Annotated in this window: 19 protein-coding genes; 15 read left to right on the forward strand and 4 right to left on the reverse strand. The window is 63.9% G+C overall.

Features of this window, described 5'->3' with window-relative positions:
• Positions 1 to 28: 28 nt before the first annotated feature.
• The 11 genes from BLT66_RS01320 to BLT66_RS01370 all read left to right on the forward strand — a co-directional run bounded on the left by BLT66_RS01320 (position 29) and on the right by BLT66_RS01370 (position 9,492).
• The gene (locus tag BLT66_RS01320; protein ID WP_092754795.1) at positions 29 to 1,282 is read left to right on the forward strand and encodes a hypothetical protein; all 1,254 of its coding nucleotides are present in this window, start codon (positions 29 to 31) and stop codon (positions 1,280 to 1,282) included.
• A 61-nt stretch (positions 1,283 to 1,343) separates the two neighbouring features.
• Positions 1,344 to 2,972, forward strand: coding sequence for a sensor domain-containing diguanylate cyclase (locus tag BLT66_RS01325; RefSeq protein ID WP_092754800.1), 1,629 nt, complete (start codon positions 1,344 to 1,346; stop codon positions 2,970 to 2,972).
• Between the two features lie 59 nt (positions 2,973 to 3,031).
• A complete protein-coding gene (locus BLT66_RS01330) occupies positions 3,032 to 4,270 on the forward strand; it encodes a hypothetical protein (protein WP_092754803.1) in 1,239 nt (412 codons plus the stop codon).
• A 257-nt stretch (positions 4,271 to 4,527) separates the two neighbouring features.
• The gene (locus tag BLT66_RS01335; RefSeq protein WP_092754806.1) at positions 4,528 to 4,911 is read left to right on the forward strand and encodes a hypothetical protein; all 384 of its coding nucleotides are present in this window, start codon (positions 4,528 to 4,530) and stop codon (positions 4,909 to 4,911) included.
• A 114-nt stretch (positions 4,912 to 5,025) separates the two neighbouring features.
• Positions 5,026 to 5,343: an HNH endonuclease gene (locus tag BLT66_RS01340; protein WP_092754809.1), complete on the forward strand. Its 318-nt coding sequence runs from the start codon at positions 5,026 to 5,028 to the stop codon at positions 5,341 to 5,343.
• On the forward strand, positions 5,333 to 5,695 hold the full coding sequence (locus tag BLT66_RS01345) for a PilZ domain-containing protein (protein ID WP_092754812.1): 363 nt from the start codon (positions 5,333 to 5,335) through the stop codon (positions 5,693 to 5,695). The genes BLT66_RS01340 and BLT66_RS01345 overlap by 11 nt, the downstream gene beginning before the upstream one ends.
• Positions 5,696 to 5,800: 105 nt before the next feature.
• Positions 5,801 to 6,580, forward strand: coding sequence for a GntR family transcriptional regulator (locus BLT66_RS01350; RefSeq protein ID WP_092754815.1), 780 nt, complete (start codon positions 5,801 to 5,803; stop codon positions 6,578 to 6,580).
• The gene (locus tag BLT66_RS01355) at positions 6,577 to 7,368 is read left to right on the forward strand and encodes a transporter substrate-binding domain-containing protein (protein ID WP_092754818.1); all 792 of its coding nucleotides are present in this window, start codon (positions 6,577 to 6,579) and stop codon (positions 7,366 to 7,368) included. Before BLT66_RS01350 ends, BLT66_RS01355 begins: the two co-directional genes overlap by 4 nt.
• 42 nt (positions 7,369 to 7,410) lie before the next feature.
• Positions 7,411 to 8,082 carry an amino acid ABC transporter permease gene (locus BLT66_RS01360; RefSeq protein ID WP_092754821.1) on the forward strand — a complete coding sequence of 224 codons (672 nt, stop codon included), beginning with the start codon at positions 7,411 to 7,413 and terminating at the stop codon, positions 8,080 to 8,082.
• An 11-nt stretch (positions 8,083 to 8,093) separates the two neighbouring features.
• Positions 8,094 to 8,747, forward strand: coding sequence for an amino acid ABC transporter permease (locus BLT66_RS01365; protein WP_092754824.1), 654 nt, complete (start codon positions 8,094 to 8,096; stop codon positions 8,745 to 8,747).
• Positions 8,731 to 9,492, forward strand: coding sequence for an amino acid ABC transporter ATP-binding protein (locus tag BLT66_RS01370; RefSeq protein WP_092754827.1), 762 nt, complete (start codon positions 8,731 to 8,733; stop codon positions 9,490 to 9,492). Before BLT66_RS01365 ends, BLT66_RS01370 begins: the two co-directional genes overlap by 17 nt.
• A gap of 70 nt (positions 9,493 to 9,562) precedes the next feature.
• On the opposite strand, the gene BLT66_RS01375 is transcribed toward BLT66_RS01370, so the two are convergent.
• Positions 9,563 to 9,763 (reverse strand): hypothetical protein, encoded by a 201-nt coding sequence (locus BLT66_RS01375; RefSeq protein ID WP_092754830.1) that lies wholly within the window; start codon positions 9,761 to 9,763, stop codon positions 9,563 to 9,565.
• A gap of 122 nt (positions 9,764 to 9,885) precedes the next feature.
• Between BLT66_RS01375 and BLT66_RS01380 the strand changes: the two genes are divergently transcribed.
• Entirely contained in the window at positions 9,886 to 11,283 is a 1,398-nt protein-coding gene (locus BLT66_RS01380) for a phospholipase D-like domain-containing protein (RefSeq protein WP_255406714.1), read from the forward strand.
• A gap of 62 nt (positions 11,284 to 11,345) precedes the next feature.
• On the opposite strand, the gene BLT66_RS01385 is transcribed toward BLT66_RS01380, so the two are convergent.
• From BLT66_RS01385 to cysS, 3 genes are read right to left on the reverse strand one after another with little or no spacing between them, the layout of a single operon-like run.
• Positions 11,346 to 12,323, reverse strand: coding sequence for an acetyl-CoA carboxylase carboxyltransferase subunit alpha (locus BLT66_RS01385; protein ID WP_092754833.1), 978 nt, complete (start codon positions 12,321 to 12,323; stop codon positions 11,346 to 11,348).
• 33 nt (positions 12,324 to 12,356) lie between these two features.
• Positions 12,357 to 13,022 carry a DNA-3-methyladenine glycosylase family protein gene (locus BLT66_RS01390; protein ID WP_092754836.1) on the reverse strand — a complete coding sequence of 222 codons (666 nt, stop codon included), beginning with the start codon at positions 13,020 to 13,022 and terminating at the stop codon, positions 12,357 to 12,359.
• A 49-nt stretch (positions 13,023 to 13,071) separates the two neighbouring features.
• A complete protein-coding gene (cysS, locus tag BLT66_RS01395) occupies positions 13,072 to 14,448 on the reverse strand; it encodes a cysteine--tRNA ligase (protein ID WP_092754839.1) in 1,377 nt (458 codons plus the stop codon).
• A gap of 192 nt (positions 14,449 to 14,640) precedes the next feature.
• Here cysS and BLT66_RS01400 point away from each other — a divergent pair, with 192 nt between their 5' ends.
• From BLT66_RS01400 to BLT66_RS01410, 3 genes are all read left to right on the forward strand, one after another.
• Complete coding sequence (locus BLT66_RS01400) at positions 14,641 to 15,168, forward strand: tetratricopeptide repeat protein (RefSeq protein ID WP_255406715.1); 528 nt, start codon at positions 14,641 to 14,643, stop codon at positions 15,166 to 15,168.
• Positions 15,169 to 15,242: 74 nt separating this feature from the next.
• Positions 15,243 to 15,812, forward strand: a complete 570-nt coding sequence (locus BLT66_RS01405) for a peptidylprolyl isomerase (RefSeq protein ID WP_369821566.1) — start codon at positions 15,243 to 15,245, stop codon at positions 15,810 to 15,812.
• Between the two features lie 12 nt (positions 15,813 to 15,824).
• Positions 15,825 to 16,331, forward strand: a complete 507-nt coding sequence (locus BLT66_RS01410) for a peptidylprolyl isomerase (RefSeq protein ID WP_092754848.1) — start codon at positions 15,825 to 15,827, stop codon at positions 16,329 to 16,331.

Here is a 16,331-nt window from a genome sequence, read left to right on the forward strand (position 1 = left end):
GTACGTTGCACCTTGGAGCCATTGATTTATGCAAGACACCAGCGCCAGTATTTCGATTTATGACCACCGGCCCTTCTTCGAGAAGGCGCTGCGCTTTGGCCTGCACAACGGGCTGATCGACGAAGCCAAGCTGGAGACCATCCGCAACGACGCACCCAAGGGCATGGTGCAGATTGCGCGCTACTTTGGCACCGAGTTCCTGCGGCCCGAGCTGGAGAAGTCGCGCGAGCGCATCGTTAACCTGGTCAGCCTACACCTGGAGCAGGACACGGGTGGCGACCTGCACGCCGCCGCCGAGCTGCTGCGCGAGAACTCGTTCTTGTCGCGCTCCAAGGCCGGCTCGGAGATGCTCAAGGCCTTGCTGTCCATGCCCGACAACACCCACTTCAGCATGCAGGAAAGCGGCGAGTTCCGCGATGAGCTGATCCCGGTGCTGGCCCGCTGGACGCTGAAGACCCTGCCCGAATACCAGCAGGAGCTGGCCAAGCGCAGCGAAATCGAGAACCGCATCGAAGCCGCCTTCTGGTGCGCGCAAAAGCTGGGCGTGGCCCGGCGCGAGCTGCAGTCCGCCGACACCGACAGCGAGGCCGTGGTCCGCACCGCCCTGCTGGCCCAGGCCGCCGGCCGCAGCCTGATGCCCAACTGGGCGCAGTTTGAAACCGCCGTCACCCTGCTGCGCAAGCGTGCCGAGGCCGGCAAGCCGGTGCAACTGGCGCTGCCCAAGGGCGTGCCCGCCGAGTTCCGGCCAGTGCTGCAAGCCACCTTGGAGGTGATGCAAGAGCACGACCTGCCGAAGATCCTGGACGCCACCGTCAAGCCGCGCAAGCTGTTCATCCAGTCGCTGGCCTTCATGGGCCGCTACTTCTGGCTCGACGAAGGCGTGGACGACATCAGCGAGCTCGACCGGGCGATTTCCGACCAGTGGCTGAAAGTGACCCAGCGGCATACCGACGACAGCTCGCTGATCACCCTGTTCCTGTGCATCGCCACCGGCGCCGCGCGCAAAACCACGCTGACCGAAACTGCGGCTGCCAGCATCGTGCGCAAGATCCGCAAGGGCGGCTTCCACCCGCAGCAGGCCAGCGACTTCATCCGCGAATACGCACCCCACGAGCACCACGCCGACTACCAGACGCTGTGGCAGAACTTCGTCGAGGAAACCCAGCGCGACCTGCTGGACGAGCGCGACACCCGGCTGGTCGAAGCCATGGGCGCACTCAAGCTGCACTGCAACCTGGTCAAGGCCCCGCCCAAGACCGCCAAGCCCAAGGCCAGCCCATGACCCGACTCGGCCACAGAATCTTTCTGCCAGACCAGCGCAGCTAAGACCCGCCCCACACACCATGGCGCCCACCCAGCCCCAGGATCCCGCACAGCAGCAGCCGCAACCCCGGCGACGCGGCCAGCGCCTTATCCTGATTGCCTGGCTGTTCATGGCGCTGGTGGGTGGCACCCTGGGCTTTGCCTACTACAGCATGGGCGTGCTGTCGGCGGCGCGGGCCTTTGTGGGTGGCGAAGGCCTGTGGTCCAAGGCGCAAAAGGAAGCCATCTACGCGCTGTCGCGCTATGCCAGCACCCGCGACATCCACGACTACGAGGCCTACACCACCGCCCTGGCCGTGATACTGGGCGACCGCCGGACCCGCCTGGAGCTGGACAAGGCCCAGCCCGATACCGAGGTCGCGCGCCAGGGCCTGCTGCAAGGCCGCAACCACCCGGACGACCTGGACGGCATGGTCAGCCTGTTCCGCAACTTCCGCAATGTGCCGGAGATCTCCAAGGCCATCAGCCTCTGGGCCACGGCCGACATGGACATCGACCACCTGCGCCAGGTCGGAACCAGGCTGCACACCGCAGTGCAGAACAATATGCTGGACGAGGCCACGGCCAAGGACATCCAGGAAGAGCTGCACCAGATCAACCTGACGCTGGCACCGCTGGCCGACGCGTTTTCGTATTCGCTGGGCGAGGCCTCGCGGCGCGCCAAGAGCGTGCTGCTATGGACCATGTTCATCGTCGCCACCTTGCTGGCCGCCGCGGCCCTGGTGTTCTCGCGGCGCCTGGTGCGCGACAGCGAGCGCCTGCAAGCCATGCTGCTGGACGGCGAGCAGCAAGTGCAGAAGCTGCTGAAGGCCGCTCCCTTCCCTATGACGATTACGCTGGAACATTCCGGCACCGTGCTGTATGCCAACGAGCGGGCGCTGGCGCAGTTCAAGACCAGCATGCAGGATCTGCAGCATGCCAAGTCCAAGGACTTCTACGTCCGGCCCCAGGAGCGAGAGCAATGGCTGCAGCGCTTCAAAGGCCAAGACAGCCTGCAGGACTGGGAGGTGGAAATGAAGGACGCGCAGGGCGGCACCTTCTGGGCGCTGGTGTCCAGCCAGCGCATCCTGTACCAGGGCCAGGAATGCCTGCTGAACGGACTGAACAACATCGAACTGCGCAAACGCGCCGAGGACGCACTACACCACCGCGCCTACCACGACGAGCTAACCGGCCTGCCCAACCGCGCCATGTGCATGGACGCGCTGCGCCGCATTCTGTCCAAAAGCGAGCGCAAGAGTGCGATGTTCTCCATCCTGTTCATCGACCTGGACCACTTCAAGGACATCAACGACAGCCTGGGCCACGAGGCCGGCGACCATTTGCTGCAGCAGGTCGCCCAACGCATCCAAGGCTGCATGCGCAGCAGCGACCTGGTGGCACGGCTGGGCGGCGATGAATTCATCGTCGCCATCGAAGAACACCACGACGTGGTCGAGCCGCACCGCATCGGCAGTAAAATATTGCATACACTGGAACCCACCTATCTGCTCTGCGGCCAGCGTGTACACGTTACCGCCAGCATCGGCATCAGCACCTATCCGCAAGACGGCACCGATCTACAGCAGCTCCTGACCCACGCCGACAACGCCATGTACCAGTCCAAAAGCGGCGGGCGCAACCATGTGAGCTCCTTCACCCCCTTGTAAAAATGCATTCCTTCTGGCGCCGTGTTCGATACCTTCTGCTCTGCCTGCTTGCCCTCTGTTTGCTCTGTATCCCCCTCGCCCTGGCTTGGGCCGCCTACCAGGCGATCGACGACGAAGCCCTGCTGAACGCCACCCCCAACGTCAGCCCCGCACGGGTGGCCAGCGCCCAGCGCCTGATCGCCCGCAACGACCCGCGCAAGCAGCCCGCCGGCGTGCTGCGCAGCGTGCAGCTGGGTGACGACGAGCTGAACCTGGCCCTGGTCTACCTGGCCAGCCGCTACCCGCACACCCGCGCCCAGATCAGCCTGCAAGACGGCGCGGTGCATCTGCGCAGCAGCAGCTTTCTGCCGCCGAACCCGTTTGGCAACTACCTGAATGTCCAGGCCGTGCTGCGCGAAACCGCCGGCCTGCCCGAAGTGCAGCAACTGTTGCTGGGCCGCCTGGTGGTACCACCCCGCCTGGCCAACCCGCTGCTGCGCTGGGGCCTGGCCCGGCTGCAGGAGCGCCAGGACAAGGCGGGCGCTGCAGCGGCGCTGGACAGCATCCAGCACGTGGGCATGCGCAACGGCGTGCTGCGCGTGGTGTTCACCTGGGACGACACCCTGCCCGCCCAGCTGCAAGCCGCCCTGGTGCCCGCCGCCGAACAAGACCGGCTGCAGGCCTACCAGGCCCGGCTGGTCACCCTGGCCGCCGCGCCCGGCCCGCGCAGCCTGCCGCTGAGCAAGCTGCTGCAAGACCTGCTGGCCTACGCCGCAGAACGCGGCAATGCGGACAACACCCGTCACAGCGCCGATGAAAACCGCGCGGCCCTGGTGGCGCTGGCCTTCTACGTCAACGGCAAAGGCCTGGGCGCGGTGCTTCCCAGCGCCAAGCACTGGCCGGTGCCCGCGCCGCGCCAGATCACCCTGGGCGGCCGCGGCGACACGGCCCAGCACTTCAGCATCTCGGCCGCCCTGGCCGCCGCCGCCGGCACCCCGCTGGCCGACGCCGTTGGCCTGTACAAAGAGCTGGACGATGCCGAAGGCGGCAGCGGTTTCTCTTTCAACGACCTGGCTGCCGACCGCGCCGGCACCCGGCTGGGCGCACTGCTGCTGACCAGCGCCGGCCAGCAGCGGCTGCAAAAACGCCTGGACGCCGGCCTGCGCGACACCGACCTGCTGCCCAAGGTGCAAGACCTGCCCGAGCTGCTGCAGGCGGCCGAATTCCAGCGCCGCTTTGGTGGCGTCGACGGTGCGGGCTACAAGAAGATGGCCAACGACATAGAGCAGCGCATCGCCGCGCTGGCCTTGTACCGCTAGCCGCAGATTTACAAGCCTTTTAGGCCTCTGGCGCATATAAAATCTGCGCCAGAAGCTATCAAATATATAGTGGACAAGGTGCCAGCGGCAGCCCAGACGAATGCAAGTAATTCGCATCTTGCGCTATCATTCCGGTCCCTACAGCGCGGCTCCCGGCCGTGCTGCCCCAACCCGCCAGCCACCGCCAGCCTGTTGCCACCGTTTCCGCCCCTGGCGCCCCCTGCGTCTGGGCGGAAGCTTTATTGCACACAGACCGCATGGCCCGCTCCGTACCCACACCACCTCCACCGCATGCCCTGCTGGCCCGCTGGCGCTGGCTGGGCTGCAAGGTCCGCTGGGCGCTGGACCCGGAAGAACCCCGGCTGCTGCGGCACTACCTGGACGCCGGCCAGCAAGCCCAGCAAGGCGGCCAGATCGATGCCTGGAACTGCCACGGCCAGTGCGTCAAGCTGCTGCACGCCACGGCCCGCGACCTGGTGCTGCCCTGGCATTGGCGGGTGCAGTGCCTGGACATCCTGGTCTGGCCCATGGCCGACCTGGAGCGCCTGGCCGGCACCGATGCCGCCCGCCAGTTCGCCCTGCGCGTGCTGCGCTCCCAGCTGGCGCTGACCGACATGGCGCCCAGCCTGCCGCTGGACTAGCGGGCCACGCACAGGTGCCAGACGCCTGTTTTCAAGCTTTTCAGGCCTCTGGCGCATATTCCACCTGCGCCAGCAGCTATACAATGCATAGCAAATCCATTCCCGAGACCTGCCATGAGCCGCCTTGGCCACACCCGCGACAAAATCTACAAAACCGTGGCCCGCCAGCTGCACGGCAAAGTGCCCTGCTGGATTTGCGGCGAACACGTGCTGCCCGAAGCCGCCACGCTGGAGCACATCCAGCCCCTGGGCGAAGGCGGCAACAGCCACCAGGAAAACCTGGCCATCAGCCACGATGTATGCAACAACCAGCGCCATGCCAGCGGCGTCGTGCCCACATCCCCGGCAATGCCCGGAAAAGTTGCACGCGCAATATCGGCAAAACGGGTGCAGAATTCTGCTACCCAACAAGGAGCCTCCCATGCCGACTGAACGCCGCCACTTCGTGCGGGTTGCCTTTGATGCACCGGCATTTCTGGCCACGCCCTCGGCCTTGATCGAGGTCGAGGTGGTCGACCTGTCCTTCAAAGGCGCGCTGGTGCGCATCGCCTCGCCCAGCGCGCTGCGCGTGGGCATGCACACCCAGCTCAGCATCACCCTGGCGGTGATGGAGGTCGGCATCATCATGACCACCGAAGTCGCCCACATCGATGGCAACCAGGTCGGCCTGCTATGCCGCAGCATCGACCTGGACAGCATGACCCACCTGCGCCGGCTGATTGAGCTGCAGCTGAACGACCCGGCACTGCTGGATCGCGAATTCAAGGCGCTGGTGTCGGTCTAGGCACCAAATTAGTTCCTGACGGAGCCCGCCAGGGCAGCTAAAAGCCCATTTTCGGTGCACGTATCTTGCATACCAGTTGGCACGCATTCTGCGTGCTGACACTGCATGACAACCGCCGCCGAGATCAGTACCCGCATCATTGAAGCCGTGATGGCGCAAAAGCTCGCGCCCGGCGCCCGACTGGGCGAGCAGCCGCTGGCCATGCTGTTCGACTGCAGCCGCACCATCGTCCGCGAGGCGCTGACCCGGCTGGCTGCACGCGGCATCGTCACCGTCAGCGCGCGCCGCGGCTGGTATGTGATCGAACCCTCGCAAGACGAAGCCCGCGAGGCTTTCGAAGCCCGCCGCGTCATAGAAACCGGCCTGATCCGCAGCCTGCAAAGCATAGGCAAGCCCGCGCTGAAGCGGCTGAAACAGCATTTGAAGGAAGAACAGGCGGCCGTCAACGGCAGCGACGTGGGCGCACGCAGCTTTCTGCTGGGCGACTTCCACGTCTGCCTGGCCGAGTGCCTGGGCAACAGCCTGCTGGCCGATACCCTGCGCGATTTCACCGCCCGCACCACCTTGATCGCCATGCTGTACCAGTCGTCGCACAACGCCGCCCAATCCTGCGAAGACCATGTGCAGATCGTCGCGGCGCTCGAAAAAGGCGATCTGGCCCTGGCCGAATCGCTGATGGCCGCCCATATCGGCACGGTGCAGCACGCGCTGCGCCTGCCGGTCAGCGTCGATCCGCTGGCCCAGCTGCGCGACGCGCTGGCGCCGGTGGGCAAAGCTGCACCGCAGACTGCGGCACAAGTCTTGCATACAAGATCACGCAAGGCGGCGGCCAAAACCACTAGCCTTCCCGACGAACCCTCTACTTACCTAGGAGCTTTGCTATGACATCCACCCGCCGCCAGTTTCAATCCGGCTTCGCCGCCATCGCCCTGCTCGCCAGCCTGGGCGCGCATGCCCAGACCGCCCTCGACGACGTGCTGAAGGCCAAGAAGATCACCATCGCCATCCCCACCGACTTCCCGCCCTACGGCTTCGTCGGTACCGACCTCAAGCCCCAGGGCCTGGACATCGACATGGCCAACTACATCGGCGCCAAGCTCGGCGTGGCGGTGGAACTGGCCCCGGTGACCAGCGCCAACCGTGTGGCCTATCTGCAATCCAAAAAGGCCGAGCTGGTGATCTCGTCGCTAGGCAAGAACGCCGAGCGCGAGAAGGTCATCGACTTCACCTTTGCCTACTCGCCCTTCTTCCAGGCCGTGTTCGCCCCCAAGAGCCTGAGCATCAAGAGCTTTGCCGATCTGGCCGGCAAGTCGGTGGGCGTGACCCGCGGCGCCATCGAAGACCAGGAGCTGACAAAGCTAGCCCCGGCCGGCGCCGACATTAAGCGCTTTGAAGACAATAACGTCACCGTCTCGTCCTTCGTCTCCGGCCAGGTGCAGGTGATTGCCACCGGCGCGTCGGTGGCCGGCAACCTGATGGCCAAGAACCCGCAGCTGGGCGCCGAATACAAGCTGCTGCTGAAAGACTCGCCGAACTTCATCGGCGTGGCCAAGGGCGAAGACAAGCTGCGCACCAAGGTCAACGAAATCATCACCGAAGCCAAGAAGAACGGCGACATCGACAAGATGGCCGTGCGCTGGCTGGGCCGCCCCGCCGGCACGCTGCCGGAATAAGCCTCGCCTCCTCCGTCCGACCACTCCCTTTGGAGCCTTTCCATGCGCATTGAATTTGATTTTCTGGCCGTGTTGGCCCAATGGCCGCTGTTGGTCAAGGGCGTGGTCTGGACCCTGGCGCTGACGCTGATCGCCACGCTGATCGGCGCCGCGCTGGGCATCTGCTGCGCCTGGGTGCGCAGCCAGAATTCGCGTGCACCGCTGGCGCTGAAATGGGTGGTGGGCGCGTATGTGGAGCTGATCCGCAACACGCCATTCATCGTCCAGCTGTTCTTCATCTTCTTCGGCCTGCCGGCCCTGGGCTTCAAGCTGTCGCCCGAGGTCGCGTCCATCCTGGCGATGGTGATCAACCTCGGCGCCTACGCCACCGAGATCATCCGCGCCGGCATCGATGCCACGCCGCGCGGCCAGATCGAGGCCGCGTCCAGCCTGGCGCTGTCGCAGCTGCAGATCTTCACCCGGGTGGTGCTGCCGCCGGCCTTGAAGAAGGTCTGGCCGGCGCTGGTCAGCCAGATCATCATCGTGATGCTGGGCTCGGCGGTCTGCGGCCAGATTTCGACCCAGGAACTCAGCTACGCCTCGAACCTGATCCAGAGCCGCAACTTCCGCGCGTTCGAGGCCTTCATCATCGGTACCGGCATCTACCTGGCGCTGTCCATCTCGGTGCGCAAGCTGCTGAACTGGCTGGGCCCCCGCTTCGTCTACGGCAGATAAGGACACACACCATGGTTGACTTTGCCCTTTGGGATATTTTCCGCAACCTGCTGCTGGCTGCGCGCTGGACCATCAGCCTGTCGCTGATCGCCTTCATCGGCGGCGGCCTGGTCGGCGTGCTGCTGCTGGTGGCACGGTTGAGCCAGGTGCGCGGTGCCGATACCTTCGTCGGCGCCTATGTGCAGGTATTCCAGGGCACGCCGCTGCTGATGCAGCTGTTCCTGGCGTACTTTGGCATCGCGCTGTTTGGCATCAACACCAGCGCCTGGGTGGCGGCAGCGGTGGCGCTGACGCTGTACACCAGCGCCTTCCTGACCGAAATCTGGCGCGGCTGCGTGGCCTCGATCCCCAAGGGCCAGTGGGAGGCCTCGGAGAGCCTGGCGCTGAACTTTGGCGAGCGGCTGCGCTACGTGGTGCTGCCCCAGGCCATCAAGATTGCGATTGCACCCACCGTGGGCTTTCTGGTGCAGGTAATCAAAGGCACGGCCCTGGCCTCGGTGATCGGCTTCATCGAGCTGACCAAGGCCGGCACCATGATTGCCAACGCCACCTTCAAGCCCTTCGTGGTCTACAGCTGCGTAGCCCTGATGTATTTCGCCCTGTGTTTCCCGGTCAGTTTCTACGCCAAATTGTTAGAGAGGAAGATGCATGCAGCCCGTCGCTAAAACCAGTTCATCCGCCATCGTCGAAATCAAGGGCCTGCGCAAGTCCTTTGGCACGAACGAGGTGCTCAAAGGCATCGACCTGGAAGTACAGGCCGGCGAAGTGATCGCCATCATCGGCAAGAGCGGCTCAGGCAAGAGCACCTTGCTGCGCTGCATCAACGGGCTGGAAGTGTTCCAGAGCGGCACGCTGACGGTCGACAACAAGCCCTTGCTGCACGACAACGCCCTGGCCATGCGCGCGCTGCGCCAGCGGGTTGGCATGATCTTCCAGGGCTTCAACCTGTTCCCGCACCTGACGGTGGGCAAGAACGTGATGCTAGCGCCGCGCCTGGTCAAGCAGCAGGCCGAAGAACCGGGCACCGCCCAGGCCAAGAAGCTGCTGGCCCGCGTCGGCCTGGCCGAAAAGTTCGATGCATGGCCCGACCAGCTGTCGGGCGGCCAGCAGCAGCGCGTGGCGATTGCCAGGGCTCTGGCAATGGAGCCGGCCGTGCTGTTGTGCGATGAAATTACCTCGGCGCTCGACCCGGAACTGGTCGGCGAAGTGCTGCGCGTGGTCGAGGGCCTAGCCGACGAGGGCATGACCCTGCTGATGGTCACGCATGAGATGAGTTTTGCACGCAAGGTCAGCAACCGCGTGATCTTCATGCACCAGGGCCGGGTGCATGAAATGGGGCCGCCCGACCAGCTGTTTGGCAACCCGCAAACACCAGAACTCAAGCAGTTCTTGTCGTCGCTGCACGACTAGCCAGACGCTAGCAATTCAATAGCTGCTCGCGCTTGTTAGATAAGCGCCAGCGGCTATTTTTATTTAAATCTCAAGCTCTTCGCAGCTCGGGTTGCTGACGCTGCGCCGCGTCTTCTTCCTCGATCTGGATCACGGCCGCCTCCAGCTTGCGGTAGGTCGCCACAAACAGCTCCTGGCAGGCTATCCGGTGGCCGCTGGACAAGCGATCCACATCCTTGGCCACCAATGCCGCCACAATCAAGGCAGTGGGTTCTATGAGTTCGGTTTTCATAGCAAGTCCTTTCAAAGGGCAAAGTACGTATGGGCATTGCACGCCCATTTGTTCGACATGGCAACCGGGTACACACTAGGCCCTGATAGCAACTCGGCATCTTTACCTGGGCTCCACACTGCGTGCTGCACGAACTTTTTACCCGCAACTCGATCACCCTGCACAGCGCGCTGGTGGTGCTGGGCCTGGTCATCTACACCGCGGCGTCGCACACCTTGCGGCAGCGTCGCCACCCGTCGGCCGCCATCGCCTGGATCATTTCACTGGTCTTGCTGCCCTACTTCGCGCTACCGCTGTACCTGGTGTTCGGCCGGCGCAAGGTGGTCCGCCGCGCGCTGAAGACCGGCCCGGCGGTACATACCAGCGTCAGCGCCCACGAACAGTTGGCCAGCGCCATCGGCCTCGGCCCTCCGGCCAGCTTTGAGCAGCTGCAGCTGCACCAGGACGGCAGCCACGCACTGCACGCCCTGCGCGAGATGCTGGGCAGCGCCCGCCAGGCTATCGACGTCTGCACCTTCATCCTCGGCCACGATGTGCTGGGCGACGAGATAGCCGCGCTGCTGATGCGCCGGGCCCGCGAAGGCCTGCAGGTGCGCCTGCTGCTGGACGGCATAGGCATCTACCTGGGCGGCCACGCCAACCTGCGCCAGCTGCGGGCCGCTGGTGTGCAGGTGCTGCTGTTCGTGCCGCCGCTGCATTCGCCCCTGAGGGGCCGCACCAACTTGCGCAACCACCGCAAGATGGTGCTGGTCGACGGCCACTGGCTGTGGTGCGGCGGACGCAACCTGGCCGCCGAATACTTTGAGGGCGACACTTTGTCGGTGCTGAAAAAACCGGTCTGGTTCGACCTGAGCTTTGACCTGCGCGGCGCCCTGGCCCAACAAGCCCAGCAGCGCTTTGACAACGACTGGAGCTTCGCCAGCACCGGCAAGACCGTGCGCACGCCACTGCTGGCCCACGTTCCCCACGTGCCGGCCAGCGAAGGCCCCCAAGCCCGCCTGGTGCCCAGCGGCCCCGACCAGGCGGAAGACACGGTCTACACCCTGCTGGTGTCGGGCTGCTTCACCGCGCAGACGCGCATCCTGGCCGTTACGCCCTACTTCGTGCCCGACCAGACCCTGCTGATGGCGCTGGCGCTGGCCGCTCGCCGCGGCGTGGCGGTGGACCTGCTGCTGCCCGCCCGCTCCAACCACCGGCTGGCCGACATCGCCCGGCATGCTGCGCTGCGCGAGCTGGTGAGCGCCGGCGCCCGTGTCTGGCTGCTGCCGCAGATGGTGCATGCCAAAGCCGTGTTGATCGACCAGGACCTGGCCCTGGTCGGCTCGGCCAATCTGGACGAGCGCAGCCTGTTCCTTAACTACGAGCTGATGGTGGCCTTCTACGACCCGCCGGTGGTGCAGCGCTATGCCGACTGGATCAGCGGCCACCAAGCCCAGGCCACGCCCTACCAGCCGCGCCCGCCGGGGCTGGCACGCGAGCTAGTCGAGGGCCTGGTGCGCTGGGTGGCTTTCCAGCTGTAGATGGCAAAAACCCCGGCAGCCGCGAGGCTTGCCGGGGTTTTGTATCGCTAAAGACCGGAGGCTTATTTGCTCTCGGCCTTGGTATCGGTAAAGCGGCCGTAGCTCTGCAGGCGCTCGTAGCGGCGGTCCAGTAGTTCCTTGGTCTTCAGGTCGCTGATCTGGCGGTAGGCATCGTTCAGCGCGCGCTTCAGGAACGCCGCCATCTGCTTGTGGTCGCGGTGCGCGCCGCCCACGGGCTCATTGACGATCTTGTCGATCAGGCCCAGGGCCTTGAGGCGGTGCGCGGTAATGCCCAGGGCTTCGGCCGCGTCAGGCGCCTTCTCAGACGTCTTCCACAGAATCGAGGCGCAGCCTTCGGGGCTGATCACCGAGTAGATGGCGTACTGCAGCATCACCAGCTGGTCGGCCACCGAGATCGCCAGCGCGCCGCCGGAGCCGCCTTCGCCGATGATGGTGGTGATGATGGGCACTTCCAGCTGCGCCATCTCGTAGATGTTGCGGCCGATGGCTTCGGACTGGCCGCGCTCCTCGGCGTCGATACCCGGGTAGGCGCCGGGGGTGTCGACAAAGGTGAACACCGGCAGCTTGAACTTCTCGGCCGTCTTCATCAGGCGCAAGGCCTTGCGGTAGCCCTCAGGCTTGGTCATGCCAAAGTTGCGCAGGCCGCGTTCCTTGGTGTCACGGCCTTTTTGGTGGCCCAGCACCATGCAAGCCGTGCCGTTGAAGCGGGCCAGGCCGCCGACGATGCTCAGGTCATCGGCAAAGTGGCGGTCGCCATGCAGTTCGACGAAATCGGTGAAGATTTCATTCACATAGTCCAAGGTGTACGGACGCTCGGCATGGCGGGCGATCTTGGTGATCTGCCACGGCGTGAGCACGCTGTAGATGTCCTTGGTGAGCTGCAGGCTCTTTTTGCTCAGCTGGTCGATTTCTTCGGAAATGTCGACAGCCGACTCGGTCTGCACATAGCGCAGCTCTTCAATTTTGGTTTCCAGGTCCGAAATCGGCTGTTCGAAGTCAAGAAAGGTTTTTTTCGCCAAAGTCGTTCTCCTATGGGATAGGTTTATTGGGGCTTATTTCGGCGGGTTGACCGCGGGTACGGCGGCCAAAGAGCGCCAAATATACCAAGTTGCCACGCTGCAATACGGTGCCCAGGCGGCAGCGACTTCACGCGCATCGCTGCGGCTGACCGGGTCACCCGAAAAATAGTTCTGGCTGATGCCGTTGATCAGGCCTACATCGTCCAGCGGCAACACGTTGGGCCGCATCATATGGAAGATCAGGAACATCTCGGCCGTCCAGCGGCCAATGCCGCGGATCGCCACCAGCTCGGCAATGATGGCCTCGTCGTCCATCTCTTCCCAGGCCTGCACATGCAGCTTGCCGGCGTCGAAATGCAGGGCCAAATCGACCAGGTATTCAACCTTGCGCGCGCTCAGGCCCGCGGCGCGCATGTCGTCGACCTTGAGCTTGAGCACATTCATCGGCGCCATCTGCTCGGGCAGCAGCACGAACTTGCCCCACACCGTCTGCGCCGCCTTGACCGAGATCTGCTGGCCGACGATGCTGCGCGCCAGCGTGGTGAAGGCGTCGCCCCGGGTTTCCAGGCACACGTCGCCAAACTGCGGAATCAGCCGCTTCATCACCCGGTCTTTTTTTACCAGATGCTTGCGCGCTTCGGCCCAGTAATCGGGGGTGAACACCGTGGGCTCAACCGCTATCTTTTTAAGAGCTACCACCGCACACTCCACTTGCGCTGGAGGCATAAATTACCCAAACAACAAGGCACTACGCTGCCTCCCAGGTCGTGCCACCGGCGGCGTCTTTGAGCGCGATGCCGTTGGCCAGCAGGTGTTGGCGGATGCGGTCGGCTTCGGCAAAGTTGCGCGCGGCCTTGGCCTCGGCACGCTGGGCGATCAGGGCCAGGATGGCCGCGTCATCGAGCGCCGCACCGGCTTGCAGGAAGGCCTTGGCGCTGCCTTGCAGCAAACCAAGCGTGCCGCCCAGAGCTTGCAACAGTCCGGCCAGCTCCGCCGACTGGCTGCGGTTGACTTCTGATGCCAGGTCGAACAGCACGGCAATCGCCTCGGGCGTACCAAAATCTTCGTTCATTGCCGCCTGGAAGCGGGCCGCGAACGGCTGGCTCCAGTCGATGGCCGCGGGTACCACCGGCGTCACCAGGCTAATGGCGGTGTACAGGCGCTTGAGCGCAGTGCGGGCGTCATCCAGATGCGCATCGCTGTAGTTCAGCGGGCTGCGGTAATGGGTGCGGACCAGGAAGAAGCGCAGGGTTTCGGCATCGAACTTTTGCAGCACATCGCGGATGGTGAAGAAGTTGCCCAGGCTCTTGGACATCTTCTCGTTGTCCACCCGCACAAAGCCGTTGTGCACCCAGAAGTTGGCCAGCCGCTTGCCGGACGCGCCTTCGCTCTGGGCAATTTCGTTCTCGTGGTGCGGGAACTGCAGGTCGGCGCCGCCGCCGTGGATGTCGAAGCTCTCGCCCAGGGTCTGGCAAGACATGGCAGAGCACTCGATGTGCCAGCCGGGCCGGCCCGGGCCGAAGTCGCTGTCCCATTTGGCGTCGGCCGGTTCGGTGGGTTTGGCGGCTTTCCAGAGCACGAAGTCCAGCGGGTCGTCTTTGCCATCCAGCACCGCCACACGCTCACCGGCGTGCAGTTCGTCCAGCGACTTGCCCGACAGCTGGCCGTAGCCAGGGAACTTGCGCACCGCAAAGTTCACATCGCCTTGCGGTGTGCGGTAGGCCAGGCCTTTTTGCTCCAGGGTGCCGATCAGGCTCAGCATCTGCGGCACGTATTCGGTAGCGCGCGGCTCGATGGTCGGCGACTCAATACCCAAGGCGCCGATGTCCTGGTGCATGGCCAGGGTCATCTCATCGGTCAGCGCACGGATGCTGATGCCGCGCTGCACCGCGCGGGCAATGATCTTGTCGTCGATATCGGTGATGTTGCGCACATAGGTGACGCGCAGGCCACTGACCTTGAGCCAGCGCTGCACCACGTCGAACGCCATCATCATGCGGGCGTGGCCGATGTGGCACAGGTCGTAAATCGTCATGCCGCACACATACATGCGCACATGGCCAGGTTCGATCGGAGAAAACTCTTCCAGAGCACGCGACAGCGTGTTGTAAATGCGCAAACTCATGAAATATAGCAATTGGGCAGGACGCTCAGGCGTACTGCGGACGTGGTCAGTGGGTTGGCGAACAGGGTCTCCCGCTCAGGCCGTAGGGGTGGAGAAGGCGGCGTCAGACCCCTGGGCTACAATCCTTCGCAGTATATCGCCCCCTCGTTTGGGCATGGCTTTGCATCCTGTTTAAGAGGCTTTATGGCGCACATGACATCCCGTTTTTCCGCAGGTTTACGCGTGCTGGCCGCTGCCGCTCTGTTCGCCTGCGCAGCTACCGCCTACGCCGATGAGTACGCCGATGTCAGCCAGCTGCTGCGCACCGGCAAGCTGGCCGAAGCCCAGGCCAAGGCCGACCTGTACCTGGCCGTCAAACCCCGCGACCCGCAAATGCGCTTTCTGAAGTCGGCCGTGCAATCGGCTAACGGCCAGGCGGGCGAGGCCATCGCCACCCTGAACGCCCTGACCCAGGAATTCCCCGAGTTGCCCGAGCCGTACAACAACCTGGCCGTGCTGTACGCCAGCCAGAACGACCTGGACAAGGCCCGCACCGCGCTGGAAATGGCGGTGCGCATCAACCCCGCCTACGCCACCGCCTACGAGAACCTGGGCGACGTGTATGCCAAGCTGGCCAGCCAGTCGTACAGCAAATCGCTGCAATTGAATGCCAGCAATCCGCAGGCTTCGCAAAAAGTGACCTTGTTGAAAAGCGTTTTGGCTCCAGCTAAAACCAAGTAAACCGGCTATCCGGGATTACTGCGGCCGCTACTGGCGGCCTCCCCGTCCTTTTTATCTTTCTAGTATCCATGACCATGACTTCTATCTCCAAGCGCGCCTTGCTGCTGGGCTGCGCCCTGTGGGCAGCGGGCAGCGCCTTTGCCGCCGATGCACCCCGCGTCAAGTTCAGCACCTCGATGGGCGAATTTGTGGTCGAGGTCTACCCCGACAAAGCCCCCAAGACGGTGGAGAACTTCCTGCAGTACACCAAAGACAAGTTCTATGACGGCACCATCTTCCACCGCGTGATGGACGGCTTCATGGTGCAAGGCGGCGGCTTCACCGCCGACATGCAGCAAAAGCCTACTCGTCCACCGGTGCCGCTAGAAGCCAGCAACGGCCTGAAGAACGACCGCGGCACCATTGCCATGGCGCGCACCGGCAACCCGAATTCGGCCACCGCCCAGTTCTTCATCAATGTGCAGAACAACGCCAGCCTGAACGCGCCCTCGCCGGACGGCTATGGCTACACCGTGTTCGGCAAAGTGGTGTCGGGCATGGAGGTGATCGACAAGATCCGCGTCGCCCCCACCGGCAACAAAGGCCCGTTCCAAAACGTCCCGCTGACCACCATCAGCATCCAGTCTGCTACCTCTGTTAACTAAGGAAACCTTGCCATGAGCAACCCTAAAGTCGAACTCCACATTGCCAACCGCGGCGTCATCACCCTCGAACTCGACGCTGAAAAAGCACCCAAGTCGGTCGCCAACTTCCTGGCCTACGTGGCCAAGGGCCACTACGACAACACCATCTTCCACCGCGTGATCCCCGGCTTCATGGTGCAAGGCGGTGGTTTCGAACCCGACATGAAGCAAAAAGGTACGGACGCGCCTATCGACAACGAAGCCAACAACGGCCTGAAGAACGACAACTACACCGTGGCCATGGCGCGTACCAATGACCCGCACTCGGCCACCGCCCAGTTCTTTATCAACGTGGCCAACAACGGCTTCCTGAACCACACCGCCATCTCGGCTTCGGGCTGGGGCTATGCCGTATTCGGCAAAGTGGTCTCGGGCGCTGAAGTGGTCGACGCCATCAAGGCCGTGAAGACCGGCAACAAGGGCGGCCATGGTGACGTGCCTGTTGAGGACGTGATCATCGAAAAAGCCGTCGCCATCTAA

This window comes from Rhodoferax sp. OV413 (assembly GCF_900104385.1).
Taxonomy (GTDB): domain Bacteria; phylum Pseudomonadota; class Gammaproteobacteria; order Burkholderiales; family Burkholderiaceae_C; genus Rhodoferax_B.

Bases quoted from the DNA above. Each gene is read 5' to 3' on its own strand.
- BLT66_RS01320 (WP_092754795.1), top strand. From the start codon at position 29: ATGCAAGACACCAGCGCCAGTATTTCGATTTATGACCACCGGCCCTTC.
- BLT66_RS01325 (WP_092754800.1), top strand. From the start codon at position 1,344: ATGGCGCCCACCCAGCCCCAGGATCCCGCACAGCAGCAGCCGCAACCC.
- BLT66_RS01335 (WP_092754806.1), top strand. From the start codon at position 4,528: ATGGCCCGCTCCGTACCCACACCACCTCCACCGCATGCCCTGCTGGCC.
- BLT66_RS01340 (WP_092754809.1), top strand. From the start codon at position 5,026: ATGAGCCGCCTTGGCCACACCCGCGACAAAATCTACAAAACCGTGGCC.
- BLT66_RS01345 (WP_092754812.1), top strand. From the start codon at position 5,333: ATGCCGACTGAACGCCGCCACTTCGTGCGGGTTGCCTTTGATGCACCG.
- BLT66_RS01350 (WP_092754815.1), top strand. From the start codon at position 5,801: ATGACAACCGCCGCCGAGATCAGTACCCGCATCATTGAAGCCGTGATG.
- BLT66_RS01355 (WP_092754818.1), top strand. From the start codon at position 6,577: ATGACATCCACCCGCCGCCAGTTTCAATCCGGCTTCGCCGCCATCGCC.
- BLT66_RS01360 (WP_092754821.1), top strand. From the start codon at position 7,411: ATGCGCATTGAATTTGATTTTCTGGCCGTGTTGGCCCAATGGCCGCTG.
- BLT66_RS01365 (WP_092754824.1), top strand. From the start codon at position 8,094: ATGGTTGACTTTGCCCTTTGGGATATTTTCCGCAACCTGCTGCTGGCT.
- BLT66_RS01370 (WP_092754827.1), top strand. From the start codon at position 8,731: ATGCAGCCCGTCGCTAAAACCAGTTCATCCGCCATCGTCGAAATCAAG.
- BLT66_RS01375 (WP_092754830.1), bottom strand. From the start codon at position 9,763: ATGAAAACCGAACTCATAGAACCCACTGCCTTGATTGTGGCGGCATTG.
- cysS (WP_092754839.1), bottom strand. From the start codon at position 14,448: ATGAGTTTGCGCATTTACAACACGCTGTCGCGTGCTCTGGAAGAGTTT.
- BLT66_RS01400 (WP_255406715.1), top strand. From the start codon at position 14,641: ATGACATCCCGTTTTTCCGCAGGTTTACGCGTGCTGGCCGCTGCCGCT.
- BLT66_RS01405 (WP_369821566.1), top strand. From the start codon at position 15,243: ATGACTTCTATCTCCAAGCGCGCCTTGCTGCTGGGCTGCGCCCTGTGG.
- BLT66_RS01410 (WP_092754848.1), top strand. From the start codon at position 15,825: ATGAGCAACCCTAAAGTCGAACTCCACATTGCCAACCGCGGCGTCATC.